21 protein-coding genes are annotated in these 22,270 nt (G+C 73.4%); 13 read left to right on the forward strand and 8 right to left on the reverse strand.

Annotated features, from left to right (window positions below; all coding sequences use genetic code 11):
* Positions 1–4: 4 nt before the first annotated feature.
* Together BLW57_RS35080 and BLW57_RS35085 are read right to left on the reverse strand one after the other, a co-directional pair.
* The gene (locus BLW57_RS35080; RefSeq protein ID WP_093479728.1) at positions 5–2,725 is read right to left on the reverse strand and encodes a glycoside hydrolase family 2 protein; all 2,721 of its coding nucleotides are present in this window, start codon (positions 2,723–2,725) and stop codon (positions 5–7) included.
* 106 nt (positions 2,726–2,831) lie between these two features.
* Positions 2,832–4,016, reverse strand: coding sequence for an ROK family transcriptional regulator (locus BLW57_RS35085; RefSeq protein WP_093481046.1), 1,185 nt, complete (start codon positions 4,014–4,016; stop codon positions 2,832–2,834).
* 117 nt (positions 4,017–4,133) lie between these two features.
* On the opposite strand from BLW57_RS35085, the gene BLW57_RS35090 reads away from it, so the two are divergent.
* Both BLW57_RS35090 and BLW57_RS35095 read left to right on the forward strand, forming a co-directional pair.
* Positions 4,134–5,567: an APC family permease gene (locus BLW57_RS35090; RefSeq protein ID WP_093479729.1), complete on the forward strand. Its 1,434-nt coding sequence runs from the start codon at positions 4,134–4,136 to the stop codon at positions 5,565–5,567.
* Positions 5,568–5,641: 74 nt separating this feature from the next.
* Positions 5,642–6,409: an ArsR/SmtB family transcription factor gene (locus tag BLW57_RS35095; protein ID WP_093479730.1), complete on the forward strand. Its 768-nt coding sequence runs from the start codon at positions 5,642–5,644 to the stop codon at positions 6,407–6,409.
* Between the two features lie 113 nt (positions 6,410–6,522).
* Here BLW57_RS35095 and BLW57_RS35100 read toward each other — a convergent pair whose 3' ends face one another.
* The gene (locus tag BLW57_RS35100) at positions 6,523–6,960 is read right to left on the reverse strand and encodes an SPW repeat protein (RefSeq protein WP_093479731.1); all 438 of its coding nucleotides are present in this window, start codon (positions 6,958–6,960) and stop codon (positions 6,523–6,525) included.
* A gap of 204 nt (positions 6,961–7,164) precedes the next feature.
* Between BLW57_RS35100 and BLW57_RS35105 the strand changes: the two genes are divergently transcribed.
* Positions 7,165–8,190: a MerR family transcriptional regulator gene (locus tag BLW57_RS35105; RefSeq protein ID WP_093479732.1), complete on the forward strand. Its 1,026-nt coding sequence runs from the start codon at positions 7,165–7,167 to the stop codon at positions 8,188–8,190.
* 73 nt (positions 8,191–8,263) lie between these two features.
* Here BLW57_RS35105 and BLW57_RS35110 read toward each other — a convergent pair whose 3' ends face one another.
* Both BLW57_RS35110 and BLW57_RS35115 read right to left on the reverse strand, forming a co-directional pair.
* Entirely contained in the window at positions 8,264–9,637 is a 1,374-nt protein-coding gene (locus BLW57_RS35110; protein ID WP_093479733.1) for a cryptochrome/photolyase family protein, read from the reverse strand.
* A gap of 50 nt (positions 9,638–9,687) precedes the next feature.
* Complete coding sequence (locus BLW57_RS35115; protein WP_093479734.1) at positions 9,688–11,205, reverse strand: SDR family oxidoreductase; 1,518 nt, start codon at positions 11,203–11,205, stop codon at positions 9,688–9,690.
* Positions 11,206–11,421: 216 nt separating this feature from the next.
* Here BLW57_RS35115 and BLW57_RS41620 point away from each other — a divergent pair, with 216 nt between their 5' ends.
* Both BLW57_RS41620 and BLW57_RS35120 read left to right on the forward strand, forming a co-directional pair.
* The gene (locus tag BLW57_RS41620; RefSeq protein WP_176985841.1) at positions 11,422–11,598 is read left to right on the forward strand and encodes a hypothetical protein; all 177 of its coding nucleotides are present in this window, start codon (positions 11,422–11,424) and stop codon (positions 11,596–11,598) included.
* A gap of 75 nt (positions 11,599–11,673) precedes the next feature.
* Complete coding sequence (locus BLW57_RS35120) at positions 11,674–12,027, forward strand: VOC family protein (RefSeq protein ID WP_093479735.1); 354 nt, start codon at positions 11,674–11,676, stop codon at positions 12,025–12,027.
* A 355-nt stretch (positions 12,028–12,382) separates the two neighbouring features.
* Here the strand turns inward: BLW57_RS35120 and BLW57_RS35125 are convergent, their stop codons facing one another.
* Positions 12,383–13,417, reverse strand: a complete 1,035-nt coding sequence (locus tag BLW57_RS35125; RefSeq protein ID WP_093479736.1) for an acyl-CoA dehydrogenase family protein — start codon at positions 13,415–13,417, stop codon at positions 12,383–12,385.
* 120 nt (positions 13,418–13,537) lie between these two features.
* Here BLW57_RS35125 and BLW57_RS35130 point away from each other — a divergent pair, with 120 nt between their 5' ends.
* The 8 genes from BLW57_RS35130 to BLW57_RS35165 all read left to right on the forward strand — a co-directional run bounded on the left by BLW57_RS35130 (position 13,538) and on the right by BLW57_RS35165 (position 20,787).
* On the forward strand, positions 13,538–13,888 hold the full coding sequence (locus BLW57_RS35130; protein WP_093481047.1) for a YciI family protein: 351 nt from the start codon (positions 13,538–13,540) through the stop codon (positions 13,886–13,888).
* A gap of 16 nt (positions 13,889–13,904) precedes the next feature.
* Positions 13,905–15,104, forward strand: a complete 1,200-nt coding sequence (locus BLW57_RS35135) for an RNA polymerase sigma factor (protein WP_093479737.1) — start codon at positions 13,905–13,907, stop codon at positions 15,102–15,104.
* Between the two features lie 117 nt (positions 15,105–15,221).
* Entirely contained in the window at positions 15,222–16,544 is a 1,323-nt protein-coding gene (locus BLW57_RS35140) for an aldehyde dehydrogenase family protein (protein ID WP_093479738.1), read from the forward strand.
* An 82-nt stretch (positions 16,545–16,626) separates the two neighbouring features.
* Positions 16,627–17,532 (forward strand): aldo/keto reductase, encoded by a 906-nt coding sequence (locus BLW57_RS35145; RefSeq protein WP_176985842.1) that lies wholly within the window; start codon positions 16,627–16,629, stop codon positions 17,530–17,532.
* 364 nt (positions 17,533–17,896) lie between these two features.
* On the forward strand, positions 17,897–18,274 hold the full coding sequence (locus BLW57_RS35150) for a BlaI/MecI/CopY family transcriptional regulator (RefSeq protein WP_093479739.1): 378 nt from the start codon (positions 17,897–17,899) through the stop codon (positions 18,272–18,274).
* 307 nt (positions 18,275–18,581) lie between these two features.
* Positions 18,582–18,719, forward strand: coding sequence for a hypothetical protein (locus BLW57_RS43180; protein WP_306822918.1), 138 nt, complete (start codon positions 18,582–18,584; stop codon positions 18,717–18,719).
* Between the two features lie 567 nt (positions 18,720–19,286).
* On the forward strand, positions 19,287–19,679 hold the full coding sequence (locus BLW57_RS35160; protein ID WP_093479740.1) for a VOC family protein: 393 nt from the start codon (positions 19,287–19,289) through the stop codon (positions 19,677–19,679).
* A gap of 37 nt (positions 19,680–19,716) precedes the next feature.
* Positions 19,717–20,787, forward strand: coding sequence for an adenosine deaminase (locus BLW57_RS35165; RefSeq protein WP_093479741.1), 1,071 nt, complete (start codon positions 19,717–19,719; stop codon positions 20,785–20,787).
* A gap of 14 nt (positions 20,788–20,801) precedes the next feature.
* On the opposite strand, the gene BLW57_RS35170 is transcribed toward BLW57_RS35165, so the two are convergent.
* Both BLW57_RS35170 and BLW57_RS35175 read right to left on the reverse strand, forming a co-directional pair.
* The gene (locus tag BLW57_RS35170) at positions 20,802–21,284 is read right to left on the reverse strand and encodes a mycothiol transferase (protein ID WP_093481049.1); all 483 of its coding nucleotides are present in this window, start codon (positions 21,282–21,284) and stop codon (positions 20,802–20,804) included.
* Between the two features lie 28 nt (positions 21,285–21,312).
* Positions 21,313–22,233 (reverse strand): LysR family transcriptional regulator, encoded by a 921-nt coding sequence (locus BLW57_RS35175; RefSeq protein ID WP_093479742.1) that lies wholly within the window; start codon positions 22,231–22,233, stop codon positions 21,313–21,315.
* Positions 22,234–22,270: the final 37 nt, after the last annotated feature.

Here is a 22,270-nt window from a genome sequence, read left to right on the forward strand (position 1 = left end):
CCGGTCAGGCGGCCGGTACCGTCCGCTCCGCCGTGTTCCACCCGGAGACCCGCACACCCGGCGCCGAGCCGTGCAGATCGGCCGTCCGGTAGGTGGCGGTCAGCGTCACCGACTCGCCGGGCCACAGGCTCACGTCGTTGTCGGACCAGCGCACCGGCAGGACCGGACCGCCCTGCCCGCCGACCACACGGACGTCCGTGAGCAGCGACGGCGTCGTGCCGGCCACCGTGTTGCGGAGGGTCACCGTGGTCGTCGACGTACCGCCGGACGACTCGGTCGAGGCCGTCGCCTCCACCGGCACCCGTGCCATCGAGGCCAGCCCGGTGAGATCCGCCGAGCTGGTCGTCGGCGTGTAGTACCAGGTGGTGCCGTTCCAGTCGAGGGTGTCGGCCTTGCCGGAGAGCCAGTAGACATTCCGGCTCACCTCCCGGCCGGCCGCGTCCGTCAGCACCAGGCGGAGCAGATACGTCGGCTTCAGACCGCTCACCGAGGACGGCAGCGTGAGGGGCTTCGCGTGCGCCCCGTCGCCCTCCACCGAGACGCCCGTGACGGTGCGGTCGTACCTCTGGGTGCCGTCCGGGTCGAACAGCGTCGCCCGTGCGGTCAGGCCCTGGGCGGGGGTGTGCAGGTTGTTGACCACCACGACCGAGCGGTCGTCGTAGGAGTACTGGACGTGCAGCGGCTCGTTCGCCTTCTTCGCCCCGAAGTAGGCGCCGTTCTGGTCGAGATAGCGGTCCACCAGCTGCCAGTGCAGGGACGTCCAGCCGCTGTTGAACATCCAGTGGATCACCCCGGTGGCGGGGCGGTCGGTGTCGGCGGCGTTGCGGCCGTAGGCCTCGAACTGGGCGCGGACGTTCTCGTACTGGGCGAGCTGCGCCTTGCGCACGTAGTCGGTGAGGCTCGTGGGTGGGCCGTAGCGGTGGGCGAGGGCGTCGTCGTAGATCTTGAGCGTGCCGAACGTCGTGGACGGGGAGCGGTGGTACTGCCGGGCGCCCGGATCCTTCCAGAGGGTGTCGAGCTCCGCGGGCGTCATCATCCGGCGCAGGGTGTCGAGCGTGGGGATGCTGGGGCCGGCGCTGGTCTCGGAGTTGAAGCCGGTGGCCCCGCCCTCCCGCTTGGCGTACCAGTAGCCGGGCGGCACCCAGTCGTACGGCCCGGTCATCTTCATGCCCGACGCGCCCAGCTGGGGCGAGGAGGCGTCGGACGCGGCGGGCACGACGGGGACCGGCCAGTCGGCGGCCTTCAGGGCGTCCAGGTAGCCCTTCTCGATCGCCGCGTCCGGGGCGGAGTCGCTGCCGATCAGGAAGGAGAGCACGCTCGGGTGGCCGCGCAGCCGGGCGGCCTCGGCGGCCATGGACGCCTTCGCCACGGAGTGGTCGGCGTCGGTCCACTTCTTCCCCGACCCGCTGGGGTTGACCTGCCCCTCCCACTTGTCGCAGCACTCCCAGCCCGGCAGCGTCAGCACGCCGTACCGGTCGGCCAGGTCGAAGAACTCGTCGGGCTCCAGGTGGCCCTCCAGCCGGAGGGTGTTCAGGCCCAGGTCGACGGCGTACTTCAGGCGGTCCTCGACATAGGTGCGGTCCCAGCGCAGGAACTCGTCCGGTGACCAGCCGCCGCCCTTGACCAGCAGCTTGCGGCCGTTGATCCGGTACTGGCGGGCACCGGCGGAGTTCAGCGGCGCCCGCACGTCGCGGATGCCGAAGGTCCGGTGCGCGGTGTCCGACGTCCCGCCGGCGACGTCGGCGGTGAGATCGAGGTCGTACAGCGGCTGCCCGCCCATGCCGGCGGGCCACCACACCCGCGGCGAGGTGAGGTGCAGGCCGGGCACGTCGGCGGGGGAGAAGGTGACGGTCTTCGTCTCGTGGGCGGCCAGCGGCACGCTCCGGGTGAAGTGCGTCCCGCCGACGCTGCCGGAGATCTCCGCGGTGACCGGCGCGCCGGAGTCGTTGCGGGCCTGGGTCTTCACCGTCAGGTCGGCGGTGGCGAGCGAGGGGACGGCCAGATCGGTGACCACGTGCGCGTCGCGCAGCGCGACCGGGCCGCCCCTGCGCACCAGGACGTCGCGGACGAGCCCCATGTTCCGGTCGGGGGGCGGCTGGAGCCAGTCCAGCCAGCCCATCGTCAGGTCCTGGTCCGGGTCGTTGGGGCGCACGCGCAGGGCGACCGTGTTGGTGCCGGACCTGACCAGCGAGGTGATGTCCAGCTCGTGGTGGGTGTAGGCGCCCGTCACGTCCGCGGCGGCCGCGACCCGGTCGCCGTTGACGTAGACGTCGGCCGCCGAGACGACCCCGCTGAAGTCGAGGGAGGTGCGCCGGCCGGTGTCCTCGACCGTGAAGTCCGAGCGGTACCACCAGGGGACCTGGAAGTCCGCGCGGGGAATCTTCTGCAGGTTCGTGGAGTGGAACGGGTCGGCGTACACGCCGTCGGCGAGCAGTGCCGCCAGGACCGTCGAACGCGGACCCGCCGGGTGCCAGCCGGCCGCCCGGTAGCCCGGGGAGGAGACCGCCTCGGGGGAGTCGCTCACCTTCGCCGTGGACTGGACGGCGAAGCCGGCGAGCGGGGTGGCCGAGCCGGCGGCGGAGGGGACGCGGGTGGCCGCGACGTGCCCGTGCGGTGCGGCCGGCTGCCGGTTCCCGGCCCAGGCGCCGGAGGTCAGCGTGGAGAGCAGGCCGACGACCAGCGCGGTGGTGGTGTACCGGCGTCGGTGTGGGGGGCGAGGGAACACGAGGGGTCTCCAGCCGGTAAAGTTAGGAAACTTTACTAATCCGGGTCACGCTAGGTGTCCCCGGTGGCTCAGTCAACGACCCCGGCCGTGACGGGCGCCGCGAGGGTCAGGATCCGGCCGTCCGGCGCTCGAACACCACGTCCCGCGCGGTGTCCAGTGCCGTGGCCACCGCGCCCAGCAGCACCGCGTCCTCGCCGAGCCGGCTCGGCACGATCCGCGGGCGCAGCGGGGTGAGGGCGCGCACGTGCTCCCGGACCGGCCGCAGCAGCAGGTCGACACTGTGCCCGACACCGCCGCCGAGCACCACCAGATCCGGGTCGAGCACGGCGGCGGCCGCCGCGACGGTGTGCGCGATCCGCTCGCCCTCCAGCTCCACGGCGCGCGCGGCGGCCGGATCGCCCCGCCGGGCCGCGTCGAACACGGCCTTCGCGGTCAGCTGCCCGCTCATCCCGAACTGCCGGGCGCTCTCCACCACGGCCACGCCCGACACCGCGTCCTCCAGCCGCTCCGGCTTCTGCCGGCCCGGCCAGGGCAGGAAGCCGATCTCCCCGGCCAGCCCGTGCGCTCCCGTGAACAGCCGCCCCTCGCTGACGACCCCCATGCCCAGGCCGGTGCCTATGAGGATGTACGCGAAGAGCCGGCTGCCCTCACCGACGCCGTACGTGTACTCGCCGAGCGCCGCCAGATTGGCGTCGTTGTGCACCTCCAGGGGTACGCCCAGCTCCTCGCGCATCCGGTCGACGATCCCGGTGCGCCCCCAGCCCGGCAGGTGCATCGCGTACCGCACCCGGCGCTGCCGCTCGTCGTACACACCGGGCGTACCGACGACGCCGTGCACCACCTCGGCCGGGTCCACGCCCGAGTTCTCCACCACCTGGCGGGCCGTCCCCACGACCAGGTCGGCGAGCGCGGCGGAGGCGCGGGCCCGGTTGCGCACGTCGGCCCGGGCCGCGACCGTGCCGTCCAGGTCGACCACGGCCACCCGCAGCCAGCCCCGGCCGATGTCCACGCCGAGCGCGTACCCGGCGGCCGGATCGGGGGCGTAGAGCACGGCGGTGCGCCCGCGCTCGGGGGCGTGGGTGCCGGCCTCGCGGACCAGGCCGGCCGCCTCCAGGGAGGCCAGCGCGCTGGAGACCGTCGGCTTCGACAGGCCCGTCTCCCGGGCCAGTTGCGCACGCGACGCGGCACCGGAGCTCCGCAGCCGGTCCAGCAGCAGCCGCTCGTTGGTACTGCGCAGGCGGCGGCGGCTCCAGGGCTGTTCCTGCTGCTCCACGGCGTCGCTGACGGGCATCGCACCATTCTCGTGCATTTCTGACGCATACTTGACGCCTCTAGTAAGGCTCCTTAACTTTATCGGCCAGTCGGCCCCGCCGGGTGCCGTCGAGCGCCCGCCGCGTCAGGAGTCCCCATGTCCGGTAGCCCGCCACCCACGGGTGGCTTCGTCCGTCGCGTCGGCCAGTTCCAGGCGACGGCCATCAACATGAGCCAGATGTGCGGCATCGGCCCGTTCGTGACGATCCCGCTGATGGTCGCCGCGTTCGGCGGCCCGCAGGCGGTCATCGGTTTCCTCGCCGGCGCGCTCCTCGCGCTGTGCGACGGACTGGTCTGGGCCGAGCTGGGCGCCTCGATGCCCGGCTCCGGCGGCAGCTACGTCTATCTGCGCCAGGCCTTCCAGTACCGCACCGGACGCCTCGTGCCGTTCCTGTTCGTGTGGACGGCGATGCTGTTCATCCCGCTGATCATGTCCACCGGCGTGGTCGGTTTCGTCCAGTACCTCGGCTACCTCGCCCCCGACCTCGGGCGGACGTCCGGCGACCTGATCGGACTGGGTGTCATCGCCCTGGTCGTCGTCCTGCTCTGGCGCGGCATCGAGCACATCGCGCGCATCACCGCCGTCATGTGGACCGTGATGATCGCCTCGGTCCTGCTGGTGATCGCCGCCGCCGCGACGGACTTCAGCCCGCACCGGGCCTTCACCTACCCGGCGGGCGCCTTCGACCTGACGAGCGACCACTTCTGGCTCGGTTTCGCCGCGGGCCTGACCATCGGCATCTACGACTACCTCGGCTACAACACCACCGCCTACATGGGCGCCGAGATCAAGGACCCGGGCCGCGTCCTGCCCCGCTCCATCGTCTTCTCGATCCTGGGCATCATGGCGATCTACCTGCTGCTCCAGATCGGCACGCTCGGTGTCGTCGACTGGCACCGGATGGCCGACCCGCACGACATCGCCTCCACCTCCGTGGCCTCCGCGGTGCTGGAGGAGACCTGGGGCAGGGGCGCGGCCGACGTGGTGACCGTACTCATCCTGATCACCGCGTTCGCCTCCGTGTTCACCGGCCTGCTGGGCGGCTCCCGAGTGCCCTACGACGCCGCACGCGACCGGGTCTTCTTCCGCCCCTACGGGAAGCTGCACCCCCGGCACCGCTTCCCGATGCTGGGCCTCGCCACCATGGGCGTGATCACCGCGGTCGGCTTCCTGATCGGCCGCCACACCGACCTCGCGACGCTGATCCAGCTGCTCACCACGGTGATGGTCCTCGTGCAGGCGCTGGCCCAGATCGTCGCGCTGACGGTGCTGCGCAGGCGGCGGCCGGAGATGCCCCGCCCGTACCGGATGTGGCTGTACCCGGTGCCGAGCGTCCTGGCCTTCGCCGGCTGGTGCGTGATCTACGCGTACGCCGACAAGAACTCCCCGGGGCGCCACCCCGTCGAGTGGTCCCTGGCCTGGCTGGCCCTCGGCTGCGTGGCCTTCCTGGTCTGGGCCCGGCTGGAGAGGGTGTGGCCGTTCGGGGCGAAGGAGATCAGCGAGGAGTACACCGTCGTCGCGGTGAGTTAGGCCCTGCGCGGCCGATTGACATGCAAGTAATTGCCTGCATAACGTTGAGTGTGCGATCGGAGAGCGACAGCGAGATGGACAAGGTCTTCAAGGCGCTTGCGGACGACACCCGCAGACGCCTGCTGGACCGGCTCCACGAGAACAACGGCCAGAGCCTGGGCGAGCTGTGCGAGCACTTCGCCATGTCCCGCCAGTCGGTCACCCAGCACCTGGCCCTCCTGGAGGCCGCCAACCTGATCGGTACGGTGCGGCGGGGGCGGGAGAAGCTGCACTACCTCAATCCGGTCCCGCTCCACGAGATCCAGGAGCGGTGGATCGACAAGTTCGAGCGCCCGCGCCTGCAAGCGCTCGGCGCCCTCAAGCGACGAGCCGAGGAAGCCATGACCGACAAGCCGAGTTTCGTGTACGTCACCTACATCGCGAGCACCCCCGAGAAGGTCTGGGAGGCGCTCACCGACGCCGACCTCACGGCCGCCTACTGGGGCCACCGGAACGTCTCCGACTGGCGGCCCGGATCCCGCTGGGAACACGTCCGCACGGACGGCTCCGGCATCGCCGACGTGGTCGGCCGGGTCGTGGAGAGCGAGCCGCCCACCCGGCTGGTCACCACCTGGGCGGCACCGGACCGGAAGGAGCAGGAGGACCGGCACTCCCGGGTCACCTTCGAGATCCGGCCCTACGAGGACATCGTCCGGCTGACCGTCGTCCACGAGGACCTCAATGACGAGGGGGAGCGCTCCGACGTGGCCTCGGGCTGGCCGGCCGTGCTGTCCAACCTCAAGTCGCTGCTGGAGACCGGCCGCACCCTGCCGCAGGAGCCCTGGCTGGTCCCGGGCCACTGAGCGGGCACGTGAAAGGCCGGTCCGCACGGGCGGGCCGGCCTTCCGGGATTCCTGTTCTGTCGTGTGCCTGTATTTCCAGTGTTTCGTGTCCTTCCTTCCCTCGGTCCTCGCTTCTACGGCCTGGGGGGGCTCTTCATCGCCGTGACGGCGCACACCAGTCCAAGGGCGAGCGCGAGCGCGCCGATGACGATGTTGTTGACGATCACCCCGGCGTCCGGGCTGCTGCCCACGATCCACGGAGCGATGATCATCCAGATGCCCATGGCGCACATGGCCCAGCTGAGGCCGTACATCCGTTCGGGGGCCCTGGTGAATCCCAGTGCGAGCAGGCCTATCGCTATCCCCATGATCAGGTTGTGGGTCATGAGTGCGGGCTGGCTCGACGAGTAGTGCACGATCCACGGAGATGCCGCGCAGTACAGACCGAGCAGGAAGACCGGCCCGTCCACGAGCGCCACATCACGACCGCCGAGCATCCGGGCGTACCGCGCCCGCATCTCGGACACATCGGGGTGGGTCGACATATCACCCCTGTGAGAGACGTCGGCCATGACTCGTCTCCTTTGACTTTGCAGGCCAGACCACGTCTGGTGTGAGTGCGACAAGCACTGCCTACCCAGTTTGCGCTTATTGAGCCTTTATGTGTAGGCCCGAGTCCAGTTGTCGTTCCTGCGCGACGGTCGATGCCCGTCCCGGGGCCGGACCCGGCCGCCGCGCCCCGACGCGCAGCGTTTCTGCGTCGTATCGTCGGGGCCATGGACGACCAGCAGGGCCGCGCCGCACCGGACGCCGCGTCTCCCGTACCGGCCCTGACCACCGGCGCCCTCGCCCGCAGGCTCGGCCTGTCACCGACCACCCTGCGCTCGTGGGACCGTCGCTACGGCATCGGCCCCGCCCGCGCCGACGGGCGCCACCGGCGCTGGACCCCGCACGACGTGGCGATGCTGGAGACGATGTGCCGGCTGACCTCGGCCGGCGTCCCGCCCGCGGAAGCGGCTCGCGCCGCGCGGGAGGAGGGCCCGGCCGAGGGAGGGGAGGCGCGTCCCGGCGCACCGGACACGGCCCCGCCGGCGCGCGACACGCCGGACGGGACGGCCGCCGCGCGCACCCGGTCCGGCGGGGTGCTGCCGCTCGGCGCCGCCGTCCGCACCGAGTGCCGCGGCCTCGCCCGTGCCGCGGTGCGCCTGGACGCGCCCGCGGTCGAGGAGCAACTGGCCGCCGCCGTCGCCGAGTACGGCGTCGTCAACGCCTGGCAGGAGGTGATGATGCCGACGCTGCACGCGGTGGGCCGCAAGTGGGCGTCGTCCGGGGACCGTTACGTGGAGGTGGAGCATCTGCTGTCCTGGCACGTCTCCACCACCCTGCGCCGCCACACCCGGCCCGCCGCCGCGGTGGGCGGACCGCCCGCCCCGGGACCCGTGATCCTCGCCTGCGTACCCGGCGAGCAGCACACCCTCCCCCTGGAGGCGCTGCACGCGGCACTGAGTGAACTCCGGGTGCCCGCGCGGATGTTCGGCGCCGCCGTCCCCGCGGAGGCGCTGGTCGCGGCGGTACGGCGGCTGGGACCGGCCGCCGTGGTGCTCTGGGCGCAGGCACGCTCCACCGCGAGCCCGCCCCTGGCCCGGCACATCGGGGACATGCGGTGGGGAGTGAAGGGCGCCCGCGCGCACCCGCTGGTCGTCCTCGGCGGCCCCGGCTGGGCGGGCCGTCCGGCCCCCGGCCTGTTCCGCCCCACCACTCTGACGGAAGCGCTGGACCTCCTGTCGAGCGGTTCGGGCTGACCACCCGGCGCCGGCCGGTGCGGTCGGTGCGGCATCCGGGCCTGCCGGGCGGGTTCCGGTGGCCCGCCGTTCGTCACTCGCGGCCCCGGGCGCGGCGGAACCGGGCGAGGCCCTCCGCGAGGTCCACGACCGGGTCCGGGTAGCCGGCCGCCGCCGACCGGTCCCGGCCGCGCAGTTTCCAGGGTTCGTGCACCGCCCCGCCCCCGATGTCCGCCAGCTCCGGCACCCATCGCCGTACGTACGCGCCGTCGGGGTCGTGCCGCTTGCCCTGTGTCAGGGGGTTGAGGACCCGGTTCGGGCGGGTGTCCGTGCCGGTTCCCGCCACCCACTGCCAGTTCAGCTGGTTGTTGGCGATGTCCCCGTCGACCAGCAGGTCGAGGAAGTGCCGGGCCCCGATGCGCCAGTCCACGTAGAGCGTCTTGGCGAGGAAGCTCGCGGTGAGCAGCCGCGCCCGGTTGTGCATCCACCCCTCGTGGCGCAGCTGCCGCATCGCCGCGTCGACCACCGGGTATCCGGTACGGCCCTCCCGCCATGCCTCCAGGTCCTCCCGCGCCGTCCGCGCGGACCGCCAGCGGTCGTGCTTGGTCCGGTAGTCGGCCGTGGCCGCGTCCGTCCGCGCCGCGAGCACCTGGCGGTGGAAGTCCCGCCAGGCGACCTGCCGCACGAACGCCTCCGCCCCGGGACCGCCCACCCGGCGGACCCGGTGGACGACCTCGACCGGGGACAGCGTGCCGAAGTGCAGGAACGGCGAGAGCCGGGAGGTGGCGTCCCCGGCCATGTCGTCGTGCCGGTCCTCGTAGGCGGCCACCCCCGAGCGCAGCCAGGCGGCGAGCCGCTTGCGGCCCAGGGTCTCGCCGCCCTCGGCCAGCCCCGGCGACACCCCCGCCGTGGACCGGGACGGCAGTTCCTCGGAGCCGACGCCCGCCGGCACGCGTACCGCCCGGGGCGCACCGAGCGGGTCCCGCAGCCGCCGCCCCGACCACTGGCGGAAGTACGGCGTGAACACGGCGAAGTGGTCCGAGGAGGCGGGCGTCACCGCGCCGGGCGCCACGGCCGTCGTCACCGTGTCGTGGACGTGCAGCCGCCGTCCCTCGGCCTCCAGTGCGCTGCGCAGCCGCCGCTCCCGCAGGTGCGCGTAGGCGCTCACGTCGGCTGCCATGTGCACGTCGTCGGCGTCCGCCTCGGTGACCGCCTTGCAGACCTCCTCGACGACGTCCCCGGAGCGCACCACCAGCCGCCCGCCACGTCTGCGCAGGCCGGCGTCCAGGTCGCGCAGGCAGTCGTCGAGGAAGGCCAGCCGGTTGGGCGCGCCGCGGAACGGGTCCGCGATGCCGCTGTCGCGCACGAAGAGCGGCACCACCTCGTGGCCCCCCTCCAGGGCGGCGCGCAGCGGCGGGTGGTCGTGCAGGCGCAGATCGGCGGTGAACAGGACGACGGAGGTGGGCATGGGATGGCTCCGGGGGCGGTGCGAGGCTGTCGGGTGCCGGTGGGCGTCGGTCAGACGGGTGTGCGCGCCGCCCGGGCGGACGCGGCGGCGGCCCGGGCGATGTTGCGGGCCATGCCGCCGAACACGAGGGCGTGGAACGGCGAGATGCACCACCAGTAGGCGTGGCCCAGCAGGCCGTGCGGATGGAACAGGGCGCGCTGGCGGTACAGGCTGCGGCCCGTGCCGTCCGGCTCGGCGCACATCTCCAACCAGGCCAGCCCCGGCAGCCGCATCTCGGCGCGCAGCCGCAGCAGGTGCCCCGGCTCGATCTCCTCCACCCGCCAGAAGTCCAGCGAGTCGCCGACGCGCAGCCGCTGCGCGTCCCGGCGTCCCCGGCGCAGTCCGACCCCGCCGACCAGCCGGTCCAGCACCCCCCGCAGGTTCCAGGCGAGCGGGAAGGAGTACCAGCCGTTCTCCCCGCCGACGCCCTCGATCACCCGCCACAGCGCGGGCACGTCCGCGGCCACCGAGGCCGTGCGCCGGTCGGCGTAGAGGCTGCCGCCCGCCCAGTCGGGGTCGGTGGGCAGCGAATCGCTGGGGGCGCCCGGCACCGCGGCGGACGACCAGCGGGTGGTCACACGGGCCTCGCGCACCCGGCGCAGGGCCAGCCGTACGGACTGGTCGAAGCCGAGCGGATGCCCCGGCGGGTCCGGCACGTACCGCGCGATGTCGTGTTCGTGGCAGACGACCTCGTGGCGCAGCGACTCCGTGAGCGGGCGGGCGATGCCGGTGGGCACGGGGGTGACCAGGCCGACCCAGAGGCTGGACAACCGCGGGGTGAGCACCGGCACCGAGAAGATGAGCCGACGGGGGAGATTCGCCACGCGCGCGTACCGGATCATCATGTCGCGGTACGTCAGGACGTCCGGTCCGCCGATGTCGAACGTCCGGTTCACGTCGGCGGGCATGTCGGCACTGCCCACGAGGATGCGCAGCACATCCCGTACCCCGATGGGCTGGATACGGGTGCGCACCCAGCTCGGGGTGATCATCACCGGGAGCCGTTCGGTGAGGTAGCGCAGCATCTCGAAGGAGGCCGAGCCGGAGCCGATGATCACCGCGGCGCGCAGCACGGTGGTGGGCACGCCCGAGTCCAGCAGGATGCGGCCGACCTCCGTCCGGGACCGCAGGTGAGGGGAGAGCTCGCCCTCGGGAACCCCCTTCGGTGTGAGGCCGCCCAGGTAGACGATGCGGCTCACCCCGGCGGCCCGGGCCCGATCCCCGAAGATCTGGGCGGCGCGGCGGTCGGTCGCCTCGAAGTCCCTGCCCGTGCCGAGGGCGTGCACCAGGTAGTAGGCCACGTCCACGTCCCGCATGGCCTCGGCCACCGAGGCGGAGTCGGTGACGTCGCCGCGTACCACCTCCACCTCGCGCGCCCACGGCTGGTCGCGGAGCTTGCCGGGGGAGCGGGCCAGACAGCGCACCCGGTGGCCGGCGGCCAGCAGATCGGGTACGAGGCGGCCGCCGATGTATCCGGTCGCGCCCGTCACCAGGCACAGCCGCCCGTCCGTGGGCTCGTCTTCCCGCATCGCTTCCGTCCTCCGGCTCGGCGCTTCTTCTGCCCTTTCCGGTTCCGTGCGGGATGCGGATGCACTCCTCGTCCCCGGTCATGGGACCGGTACGGACGCACCGTTCGGGTCACGCCGGGCGGGCTTGGGTGACATGTCCGCAGCGATCCGGGGCAGCGGAGATGTACAGGACGCACATTCCGTCCGACGGTGGAACGCTGGAGGTGACCGGCCGTCATGAGTGCGAAGGTGTTGGAACGGTTCCCCGCCGGGGCGCCACGTGGATCGTGGCCGGCGGAGGAGTACGCGGCGGCCCGCCGCGCCGAGGGTGAACCCGCGACCGTGGTGATGGATCTGAGGTCCGACGCCTTCCTGGTGGTCGTCGAGGGGCAGGAGGACGACGCGCGCCCCTGACGCCCACCCGTCCACGACCGGGCAGCGGCGCCGAGGACGGGGACAGCGGTGTGGCCGTCCTGGCAGGATGGCGGCATGGAACGTGTACTGGGAATCGGTGGGTACTTCCTGCGGGCGGCCGACCCGTCGGCGCTGAACGGGTGGTACCGCGACTGCCTGGGTCTGGACGCCGACGAGCACGGCCTGTGGCGTCAGGGGGACGGGCCGACGGTCTTCGCGACCTTCGAGTCCGGGACCGACTACTTCGGGTCGCCCGCCCAGCGGACCATGCTCAACTTCCGCGTCCGCGACCTGGACGCCATGCTCGCCCAGTTGCGCGCCAAGGGGGCGGACGTCGCCGAGGAGACGCAGGAGATGGAGGGCGTCGGCCGCTTCGGCTGGGTCACCGATCCCGAGGGCAACCGGATCGAACTGTGGCAGCCCGTCTGACGCCCCGCTGCCGCTGACCTCGGCCGCCCGGGCTCGCATCGACCGACCCCGAGCCTGGCTCCGGACCGACGGCGCGACACCGGACCACCCGTGGCATCGGGGGGGACCGGCCTCGGGCGCGAGGCGTCAGCGCCCCCGGCGATGCCGCCGGCGGGTCTCTCGCAGAGGCGTCGGCGCCGCGCTCGGCAGTCTCGCTCACGTTCCGGCCGGGCCACGGTCGGGTGCGTCGCGTGGGGCTCGGCTATTTGTGGGCCCCGCGCCAGTCGGCCGCCTGCCGCGCGAGGCGTCAGCGACACCTCGGCAGCGCCGCCCCTACCCTCGGCAGGCCGTCAGGGCTTCGTCGCATCGGCCTCGCTCACGCCCCCGTCAGCGCGGCCAGGTGGGCCGTGCGGGACTCCGTCGTCTGGCCTTGTACCAGCAGGAACAGGGCCTCCCGTGCGAGACGTTGGGCCCGGCTCGTGAGGGCCATCGCGCGGCCGCCCCCGGCGACCACCGCCGCCGTCGTGGCCGCACCCAGCACCTGGTACGCCTCCGCGCGTGCCGCCAGCCGTTCCACGGCCCGCTCGTCCGGCGCCGGATCGTCGGCGAGGGCGTAGGCCCGGCGGCGGACGTCGGCCACACGGGCCCGCAGCGGCCCGGCCGTCGCCTCGTCCAGCAGTGACAGGGCGGCCTCCGCGACGCCGAAGACCGCCGGACCGGCGTCCAGCGTCCTGGCCCGGTCCCCGGCCGCCCACCGCGCGTAGGGCGTCCGCAGGGCCACCGCGTCGTCCGGCAGCCACAGCCCGTCCAGCTCCAGCGACACCGTACGCGCGGCGGTGAGCGCCGCGAGCCGCATCGGCGGCGAGGCCTTCAGCCCCGGCTGGTCGTGCGCCTCGGCGAAGGCGAACAGCGCCTCGTCCGCGTCGGTCACCCCGGCCAGCAGCATGACGTCGTTCAGGCCCCACCCGGTGTACCAGGGAACCGTGCCCTCGAACCGCCAGCCCCCGTGCCACCGGCGGACCCGCACCGGGACCCGCGGGAACGACCGCAGATGCGCGTACGCCACCCCGGACAGCAGCTCCCCGCGCGCCAGCGGCCCCAGCAGTCGTTCCCGCACCGGCAGTCCGCTCCGTGCCAGGGTCTGCACCGGCGTATGGTGCTGGGTCTGCACGAACCACGTCGAACAGCACGCCCCGGCCAGGATCTCCGCGGTCTCCCGCAGCACGGCCGCCGACGCCCCGGAGCCGCCGTACTCCACCGGCGCCACCACCCCGAGCAGCCCGGACCGCTTCACCGCCTCGACATGACTCGCGGGCACACCCTCCTGGTCCACCCGCTCGGCCTCGGGGACCAGCAGATCCGCCGCGAGTCGGCGGGCGCGGACGACCAGGGGGTGCGCGTCGGCGTTCATGCGGAAGATTCTTCCGGACTTTTTCCGCGCCGCTCGGCGCGCGGTGTCGATCCGAGGCCCGGCCGTTCGTGTAGGAGGTGACGGACAGCCCGACACGGGCACGACGCCATGGAGGATGTCATGAAGCACTACCTGCTCAGCGTGGTCCAGCCGGCCGACGGCACGCCGCCCGCCACCGAGGAACTCGCCGGGATCATGCGCGACGTCGAGGCCTTCAACGACGAGCTGCGCGCCGCCGGCGCCTGGGTCTTCGCGGGCGGCCTGCACGGCCCCGAGACCGCCACCATGCTCCGCCCGAAGGACGGCGACGTCCTCATCACCGACGGCCCCTACGCCGAGGGCAAGGAGTACCTGGGCGGACTGTGCCTGATCAAGGCGGCCGACCTGGACGAGGCCCTGGAGTGGGGCCGCAGGGCCGCCCTCGCCACCACCCTGCCCATCGAGGTACGGCCCTTCGTGGACCAGCACTGACGCCGGAGCCGCACCGATGACCGCCCCCGACGTCGAGGCCGTCTTCCGCGCGGAGTACGGGCGTGCGGTCTCCGTCCTCATCCGCTTCCTCGGCGACATCGACCTCGCCGAGGAGGCGGTGCAGGACGCCTTCGCCACCGCCGTGCGCACCTGGCCGGAGACCGGCCCGCCACCGAGCCCGGCCGGCTGGATCATCACCACCGCCCGCAACCGGGCCGTCGACCGGCTGCGCCGCGAGTCCTCCCGGCAGGCCCGGCATGCCGAGGCCGCCCGCCTGTACGCGCCCGACCCGACCCCGGAGGAGGGCCCCGTGCGCGACGACCGGCTCCGTCTGATCTTCACCTGCTGCCACCCCGCGCTCGCCCTCCGGTCCCGCGTCGCCCTCACCCTGCGCCTGCTGGGCGGCCTGAGCACCGCGCGGATCGCCCGCGCCTTTCTGGTCCCCGAGCCCACCCTCGCCCAGCGGCTGGTCCGCGCGAAGGCCAAGATCCGCGACGCGGGCATCCCGTACCGCGTGCCCCGCGACGCCGACCTGCCCGGCCGGCTCGACGGTGTCCTCGCCGTCGTCTACCTGATCTTCAACGAGGGCCACACCGGCGACGCCGCCCTGTGCGCGGAGGCCCTGCGCCTCGGCCGCCTCCTCGCCGAGCTGATGCCCGACGAGCCCGAGGTCACCGGCCTGCTCGCGCTGATGCTGCTGAGCGAGTCCCGGCGCCCGGCCCGGCAGGCCCCCGACGGCGCCCTCGTCCCGCTGCCCGAGCAGAACCGCGCCCTGTGGGACCGGGCCCTGGTCGCCGAGGGCCAGGACCTGGTCCGCCGCTGCCTGCGCCGGAACCGGCCGGGGCCGTACCAGATCCAGGCCGCGATCCACGCGGTGCACAGCGACGCGCCCACCGCGGCAGCCACCGACTGGCACCAGATCCTGCGCCTGTACGACCAGCTCATGGCGGTGGCGCCGTCCCCGGTGGTCGCCCTGAACCGGGCCGTGGCCGTGGCCGAGACCGAGGGCCCCGCATCCGCCCTGGCTTTGGTGGACGCGCTCGGCCTGGACCGCTACCACGTGCTGCACGCCGTACGCGCCGACCTGCTGCGCCGCCTGGGCCGCCCTTGCGAGGCCGTCGCCGAGTACGCCGTCGCCGCCGAGCTCGCCGGGAGCGCGGCCGAGCGGGCGTACCTGGAGCGCCGCGGCCGCGGAACGGCCGCCCCGCCGACGTGACCCGCGTCACCGGTGATCACCGGAATGAACTTGAGAACCTGAAAGGTTGGCATATACACCTGACCTTTCGATCATGGCCCGGGCCGTACCGGCCCGTGCCGCACCAGCGAGGCACCCGTGAACCTCTCCAGCACCGAGCAGCCCGCCGACCTCGTGGCCCGGCTGCGCGCCACCTTCGCCACCGGCCGCACCAGGCCCGTGGCATGGCGCACCGCCCAGCTGCGCCGCCTGCGCGCCCTGCTCACCGAACGCGGCGCCGATCTCGCCGCCGCCCTCCGCGACGACCTCGGCAAGAGCGAGACCGAGGCGTACCGCACCGAGATCGACTTCACGGTCCGGGAGATCGACCACACCCTGGAGCACCTGGACGCCTGGCTGCGCCCGGAGCCCGCGCCCGTCCCGGCGCACCTCGGCCCCGACGCCACCGCGTGGACCCAGGTCGACCCCCTCGGCGTGGTCCTGGTCATCGCCCCCTGGAACTACCCGGCCCAGCTCCTGCTCGCCCCGATGGTCGGCGCGCTCGCCTCCGGCAACGCGGTCGTCGCCAAGCCGAGCGAGCTGGCCCCGGCCACCTCGGCCGCACTGGCCGAGCTGATCCCCGCCTACCTCGACACCGACGCGGTCGCCGTCGTGGAGGGCGGCGTCCCGGAGACGACGGCCCTGCTCGCCGAGCGCTTCGACCACGTCTTCTACACCGGCAACGGCACCGTCGGCCGGATCGTGATGCGCGCCGCGGCCGAGCACCTCACCCCGGTCACCCTCGAACTGGGCGGAAAGTCACCGGTGTTCGTGGACCGCGGCACCGACCTCGACACGGTCGCGGACCGGCTCGCGCGGGGCAAGTTCCTCAACGCCGGCCAGACCTGCGTGGCTCCCGACTACGTCCTGACCGACCCCGGGACCGCCGCCGCCCTGGAGGCCGCCCTGGTCCGCGCCGTCGAATCCCTCTACGGCACCGACCCGGCCGCCTCGCCCGAGTACGGGCGGATCATCAACGAGCGGCACTTCGACCGGCTGTCCGGTCTGCTCGGCTCCGGCCGCGTGGCGGTCGGCGGCGTGAGCGACCGCACGGCCAAGTACCTCGCGCCCACCGTCCTCGCCGACGTCGATGCCGACTCCCCCGTCATGCGGGAGGAGATCTTCGGCCCCATCCTGCCGATCGTCACCGTGGCCGGCCTGGACGAGGCGATCGCTTTCATCAACGACCGCGACAAGCCCCTCGCGCTCTACGTCTTCACCGAAGCCGACGAGACCCGCGCCCGCATCGCCGCCGAGACCTCCTCCGGCGGACTCGGATACGGCCTGCCGCTCGCCCATCTCACCGTCTCCGACCTGCCCTTCGGCGGTGTGGGGGAGAGCGGCATGGGCAGCTACCACGGCCGCTACTCCATCGAGACCTTCAGCCACCGCAAGGCGGTCCTGTCCAAGCCGCTGGCCTGACCGGCCGCACCCGCGACGCCCGGGGGCCGGGCGGGCCGTAATGCCGGTGCCCCGGCCGGGTGCCCTGTGCGACACTCCGCCGATGACTACAGAAACGATCACCGCGGACGCCTCCGGAACCTGGAAACTCGGCGACCTGCCCGTCCACCGCATCGGCTTCGGCGCGATGCGGCTGACGGGCAGTGCCGCCTTCCACCACGGCACCCCGAGCGACCGGGAACGGTCGCTCGCCGTCCTGCGCAGGGCCGTGGAGCTCGGGGTGAACCACATCGACACGGCGGCCTTCTACTTCTCGTCGCTGCGTTCCGCCAACGAGCTGATCAACAGCGCCCTTTCGCCGTACCCCGACGACCTCGTCGTCGTCACCAAGGTCGGCCCCCACCGTGACCACCAAGGCGAGTGGGGGACCGCGGCGCGCCCCGACCAACTGCGCGGACACGTCGAGGAGAACCTGCGGCAACTCGGGCGCGACCACCTCGACGTCGTCAACTTCCGCCGCCAGCGCCAGGATTCCATCGCGGAGCACTTCGGGGCCCTCGCCGAGTTGCGGACGGCGGGTCTGATCCGGCACCTCGGCGTCTCCGCGGTGGAGCCGCGGCACCTGGCCGAGGCGCTGGAGATCGCGCCGGTGGTGTGCGTCCAGAACCGGTACGCCGTGGACCGTCCCGACCCCGTGGGCGACGAGGTCCTGCGGCTGTGCGGTGAGCACGGCATCGCCTTCGTCCCCTTCTACGCCGTGGCCGGGGACGCCGGGGAGCACGGTGCGACGGCCGCCCACGACGACGCGGTGCTCTCCGTCGCCCGGGCGCACGGCGTCGGCGCGGCGCAGGTCCGGATCGCCTGGACGCTGCACCAGGGGCCGCACGTGCTCGCGATCCCCGGCACCGGCAACCCCGCTCACCTGGCCGAGAACGTCGCCGCCGGCGCGATCGAGCTCACCGGCGAGGAGCTGGCCCGGCTCGACGCGGCCCGCACGCAGACCGGCTGACGTCGGCGCCGCAGGACGTCGGCCGTGGTCCGGCCGTGGGCGCCGAACTGCCGGCGGGAGACGCCGCGCCCGTACTCCGGCCTGTCGGGCGCCACCGGGTCCTCGGTCCGCGGGCTCCGCAGCCATGGCCGCCGGCGCGCGGTGCCGAGGACCGGGCAGGGCCGTCCGGCCGGCGCGCGGGCGGTGCCGCTGCACGGAGCCCTGCGACCGGGGTGCCGGGAGGGTGAGGTCGTGGCCGCCGTGCGGCGGAGCCCCGTCGGACCTAGGGGGGCGGGCAGCCGGGAACGGGTCGGTGGCGCGGCGAGCGGCTAACTACAATCGTGTAGACGGGACCGCAGACGACGACGGGGTGAGGGACCTTCCCATGACCGAGGCCAAGGACGAACGCCGGCCGGCCGGTGAACTGGAAGCGAGCGTCATGGCCGCGCTGTGGGCCGCGGGCACGCCCCAGACGCCCGGCCAGGTCCAGCGCAGCCTCGGGACGGAACTCGCCCGTACGACGGTGACCACGATCCTCTCCCGCCTGCACGACAAGGGTGTCGTCGACCGGCGGCGCCAGGGCCGCGGCTACGCCTACCAGCCCGTGCGGGACGCCCAGGACACCCACGGCCTCACCGCCCGCCGGATGCACAGCGAACTGAACCGGGACAGCGACCGCGAGACCGTCCTCGCCCGCTTCGTCGCCCAGCTCAGCCCGGACGACGAGCGCATCCTGCGGGACCTGCTCGAATCCGACGGCTGATGACCGCGCCGCTCCTGCTGCCCCTGCTGCTGCCGTTCGCCCTGCCCGCGGCGGCCCGCCGGACCCTGGACCGGCTCGAACCGGCCGCGGCCTGCGGGCCGTCACGGTCTGCTCGGTCCTCCTCGCCGGCTGCTCGCCGGCCGCGCTCGGCGCATACGCCCTCGCCGGACTCCTCGAGGTCCCGTTCCTCGCCGCGCTCGGCGAGCTGATCCGTCCCCTGCGCACGGTCTCGGACGCGTTCGTCGTCCCGGCCGCCGCCACCTCGGTCGGCGCCCTCGCCCTGTGCGGCCGGGCCCTCACCCGCTCGGTGCCGCGCCGGACCCGCGCCCTGCGGGCGGCCCGGACGGAGGCCGGACGCGAGCCCGCCGCCGGTGACCTGTGCGTGGTGGACTCGCCCCGTCCCGTCGCCTACGCGCTGCCCGGCCGCCCCCACCGCATCGCGTGACCACCGCGATGCTCGCAGCCTGGACGGGCCGGAGCGGGAGGCGCTGTTCGCGCACGAGCGGGCGCACAACGAGGGCGGCCACCACTACTACCTCGCCGCCGCCGAACTCGCCGCCCACTGCCACCACCCACTGCGCGCGGTCCGGGAGACGATCCGCCGCGCCGCCGAGCGCGCCGCCGACGAGGCGGCGGCGGCCTCGGTCGGCGACCGCCGTCCGACCGCCCGGGCGACCGCCCTGGCCGCCCTGGCCGCCCCCACCCGCCCGGGCTTCCCCGCGGCGGCGACCGGCGGGCCCGTGCCGCGACGCGTCGAGGCCCTGCTGAGCGCCGTGCCCCGAAGGCCCCGCGCCGGCCGCGCTCCTCGTCGCCTGCACCGCCGTCTCCTGCGTGGCCTCGGTCACCGCGACGGCCGACTTCCACCGCCGTGTCGAAGTGACCCCAGGGCGACGAGCCGCCCTGACGGCAATCCTGGCTCCGCCCGGGTAGCAACGCGCGTAGAACAGAGACTGGCGTCCGCGTAGTTTTACGTATAACCTCACCGGCTAACCACCCCCACCGGAAGGTTCCGATGCGACGCGTCGCTCTGGTCACCCTCGTCGTCGACGACTACGACGAGGCCATCCGCTTCTACACCGAGGCCCTCGGCTTCCGCCTGGTCGAAGACGCCCCGCGGCCCGACGGTTCCCGCTGGGTCGTGGTGGAACCGGGCGGCGGTGCGACCGCGACCGGACTGGTCCTGGCCCGCGCCAAGGGCGAGGGCCAGCGCGCCCGCGTCGGCGACCAGACCGGTGGACGCGTCGGCTTCTTCCTGCACACCGACGACTTCGCCCGCGACCACGCCCGGATGACCGCCGCCGGTGTGACCTTCCTGGAGGAGCCCCGGTACGAGCCGTACGGCACCGTCGCCGTCTTCCGGGACCTGTACGGCAACCGCTGGGACCTGCTCCAGCCCGCCGCCTGATCTCTCCGTGAACCACCTGCCGAGGAAAGACCCTGCCATGACCGCGCCCCGCATCGACACCGAGACCCTCCGCCGGCTGCCCAAGGCCGTGCTCCACGACCACCTCGACGGCGGCCTGCGCCCCGCCACCGTCGTCGAGCTCGCGGCCGCGGTCGGCCACCAGCTGCCCACCACCGACCCCGACGAGCTGGCCGCCTGGTACTTCGAGGCCGCCAACTCCGGTGACCTGGTCCGCTACATCGCCACCTTCGAGCACACCCTCGCCGTCATGCAGACCCGCGAGGGCCTGCTGCGCGTCGCCGAGGAGTACGTCCTCGACCTCGCCGCGGACGGTGTCGTCTACGCCGAGGTGCGCTACGCCCCGGAGCTGAACACCAACGGCGGGCTGACGCTCGCCGAGGTCGTGGAGACCGTCCAGGAGGGTCTCGCCGCGGGCATGGCCAAGGCGGCCGCCGCCGGCACCCCGGTCCGCGTGGGCACCCTGCTGTGCGGCATGCGGATGTTCGACCGCGTCCGCGAGGCCGCCGAGCTGGCCGTCGTCTACCGCGACGCCGGTGTCGTAGGCTTCGACATCGCCGGCGCCGAGGACGGGTTCCCGCCCGCCGACCACCTCGCGGCCTTCGAGCACCTGCGCCGCGAGAGCGTGCCGTTCACCATCCACGCCGGCGAGGCGCATGGCCTGCCCAGCATCCACCAGGCCCTCCAGGTCTGCGGCGCCCAGCGCATCGGCCACGGTGTCCGCCTCACCGAGGACATCGTGGACGGCAAGCTCGGCCGCCTCGCCGCCTGGGTGCGCGACCGCCGGATCGCCCTGGAGATGTGCCCCACCTCCAACCTCCAGACCGGCTGCGCCACCTCGATCGCCGAGCACCCGATCACGGCCCTGAAGGACCTCGGCTTCCGGGTCACCCTCAACACCGACAACCGTCTGGTGTCCGGTACGACCATGACCCGGGAGATGTCCCTGCTGGTCGAGGAGGCCGGCTGGACCGTCGAGGACCTGCGCACGGTCACGGTGAACGCCCTCAAGAGCGCGTTCATCCCGTTCGACGAGCGCAACGCCCTCATCGAGAACGTGGTCCTGCCGGGTTACGCCGCCGCGCTCTGAATCAGCCCCCGCAGCTAGGCGGCCTGTCCGACGTGCTGAAGGTCGTCGGACAGGACGCTCACCAGGCGGACCCCCAGGGTGACCGGGGGGTCCCAGCGTTCGTCCACCACACGTTCCAGGTCCTTGGCAGTGAGCCCCCGCAGGGCGCCTAGGGTCTGCTCGTGCACGGCGTCGTGGTACCCGGTCAGCAGGTCAGCCGAGTCGACCCGCACCTTCGCGACCTCGGCCGGACTGTGCCCGTAGCCGGTGTCGTGCCGGGGCAGGCCCAGGTCGAGGCGCTTGTCCCAGCCCTGGGAGAGCCACACCTGCTCCAGGCCGAAGGCGTCGGCGAGGTGGTCGTCCTGCACCCGGGTGAGGTGCCAGACGAGCCAGGCGACGGAGTTGGCGTCGGGTGCGGGGCGCCGGTGGAGTTCGTCCGGTCCGAGGCCGTCGAGGGCGGCATGGACTTCTTCCCGGATGCGGCCGAAGCCGTCGATGAGGATGTCCTTCGCATGCATACCGTCCACCATCGCAAACCGCGGCCGCTCACGCGTCCGGTCTCCGCAGACCCCCCTCGGGTGCCGTCGTACCGCCGGTTTCGAGGAGTGTGACGAGCGCGCGGGCGGCGGGGCTGGTGGACCCCTCCGGCGGCAGGAGGGCGACCGTCTCGTACTCCGTCTCGCTCGTCCCCTTGATCGGCAGCGCCGTCAGCGAGGGCCGCTTGTGCCGGAAGTGCCGGGGTACGACCGCGATTCCGAGGTTCTCGTCCACCAGGTCGAGCAGGCTGTGCACGTCGTTGACCTCCAGCGCCACCGTGCGCCGGACACCGGCCGCGGCGAACGCGGCGTCGGTGGTGCGGCGCGGCCCCCAGTCCGGATGGAAGTCGACGAAGACCTCGCCCAGCAGGTCCTCCGGGGCGAGGACGGCCGCGGCGGAGGCCAGACGATGGCTGGGGTGGCACAGCACGGTCATCGGCTCGGCGGTCAGCGACACCGACCGCAGCTGGTCGCTGTCCGCCTCGGTGCGGTAGGCGAAGGCCAGGTCGAGCCGCCCGGCCGCGACGTCCTCCGCCAGCGCGCCCGAACCCGCCTGGCGCAGCCGGATCTCGACGTCCGGGTGGCGCCCTCGGAACGCGGCCAGCAGCCGGGCCACGTGCACCCCCGCGATGCACTGCTCGGTCCCCAGGGCCAGCGTGCCGCGCAGCACGCCCTGGACCGCGGCCACCGCCTCGTGCGCCGACCGCACCTGTGCGAGAATCCGCTCGGCCTCTCCCAGCAGCGCGCGCCCCGCCTCGGTGAGTGTCACCCGCCGGGTGGTCCGCACGAACAGCGGCGCCCGCAACTCCCGCTCCAACGCCCGGATGGACGCCGACAGACCCGACTGGGACACCATCAGGCGCTCGGCGGCCCGGGTGAAGTGCTGGTCCTCGGCGACGGCGACGAAGTGCTGGAGATGGCGCAGTTCCATGATTGAGAAGCCTAACCGCACAATCGCATCGGATTCT

Source organism: Streptomyces sp. 1222.5 (genome assembly GCF_900105245.1).
GTDB classification, from domain to species: domain Bacteria; phylum Actinomycetota; class Actinomycetes; order Streptomycetales; family Streptomycetaceae; genus Streptomyces; species Streptomyces albidocamelliae.

Bases quoted from the DNA above. Each gene is read 5' to 3' on its own strand.
- BLW57_RS35085 (WP_093481046.1), bottom strand. From the start codon at position 4,016: ATGCCCGTCAGCGACGCCGTGGAGCAGCAGGAACAGCCCTGGAGCCGC.
- BLW57_RS35090 (WP_093479729.1), top strand. From the start codon at position 4,134: ATGTCCGGTAGCCCGCCACCCACGGGTGGCTTCGTCCGTCGCGTCGGC.
- BLW57_RS35095 (WP_093479730.1), top strand. From the start codon at position 5,642: ATGGACAAGGTCTTCAAGGCGCTTGCGGACGACACCCGCAGACGCCTG.
- BLW57_RS35100 (WP_093479731.1), bottom strand. From the start codon at position 6,960: ATGGCCGACGTCTCTCACAGGGGTGATATGTCGACCCACCCCGATGTG.
- BLW57_RS35105 (WP_093479732.1), top strand. From the start codon at position 7,165: ATGGACGACCAGCAGGGCCGCGCCGCACCGGACGCCGCGTCTCCCGTA.
- BLW57_RS35110 (WP_093479733.1), bottom strand. From the start codon at position 9,637: ATGCCCACCTCCGTCGTCCTGTTCACCGCCGATCTGCGCCTGCACGAC.
- BLW57_RS35115 (WP_093479734.1), bottom strand. From the start codon at position 11,205: ATGCGGGAAGACGAGCCCACGGACGGGCGGCTGTGCCTGGTGACGGGC.
- BLW57_RS41620 (WP_176985841.1), top strand. From the start codon at position 11,422: ATGAGTGCGAAGGTGTTGGAACGGTTCCCCGCCGGGGCGCCACGTGGA.
- BLW57_RS35120 (WP_093479735.1), top strand. From the start codon at position 11,674: ATGGAACGTGTACTGGGAATCGGTGGGTACTTCCTGCGGGCGGCCGAC.
- BLW57_RS35125 (WP_093479736.1), bottom strand. From the start codon at position 13,417: ATGAACGCCGACGCGCACCCCCTGGTCGTCCGCGCCCGCCGACTCGCG.
- BLW57_RS35130 (WP_093481047.1), top strand. From the start codon at position 13,538: ATGAAGCACTACCTGCTCAGCGTGGTCCAGCCGGCCGACGGCACGCCG.
- BLW57_RS35135 (WP_093479737.1), top strand. From the start codon at position 13,905: ATGACCGCCCCCGACGTCGAGGCCGTCTTCCGCGCGGAGTACGGGCGT.
- BLW57_RS35145 (WP_176985842.1), top strand. From the start codon at position 16,627: ATGACTACAGAAACGATCACCGCGGACGCCTCCGGAACCTGGAAACTC.
- BLW57_RS35150 (WP_093479739.1), top strand. From the start codon at position 17,897: ATGACCGAGGCCAAGGACGAACGCCGGCCGGCCGGTGAACTGGAAGCG.
- BLW57_RS35160 (WP_093479740.1), top strand. From the start codon at position 19,287: ATGCGACGCGTCGCTCTGGTCACCCTCGTCGTCGACGACTACGACGAG.
- BLW57_RS35165 (WP_093479741.1), top strand. From the start codon at position 19,717: ATGACCGCGCCCCGCATCGACACCGAGACCCTCCGCCGGCTGCCCAAG.
- BLW57_RS35170 (WP_093481049.1), bottom strand. From the start codon at position 21,284: ATGCATGCGAAGGACATCCTCATCGACGGCTTCGGCCGCATCCGGGAA.
- BLW57_RS35175 (WP_093479742.1), bottom strand. From the start codon at position 22,233: ATGGAACTGCGCCATCTCCAGCACTTCGTCGCCGTCGCCGAGGACCAG.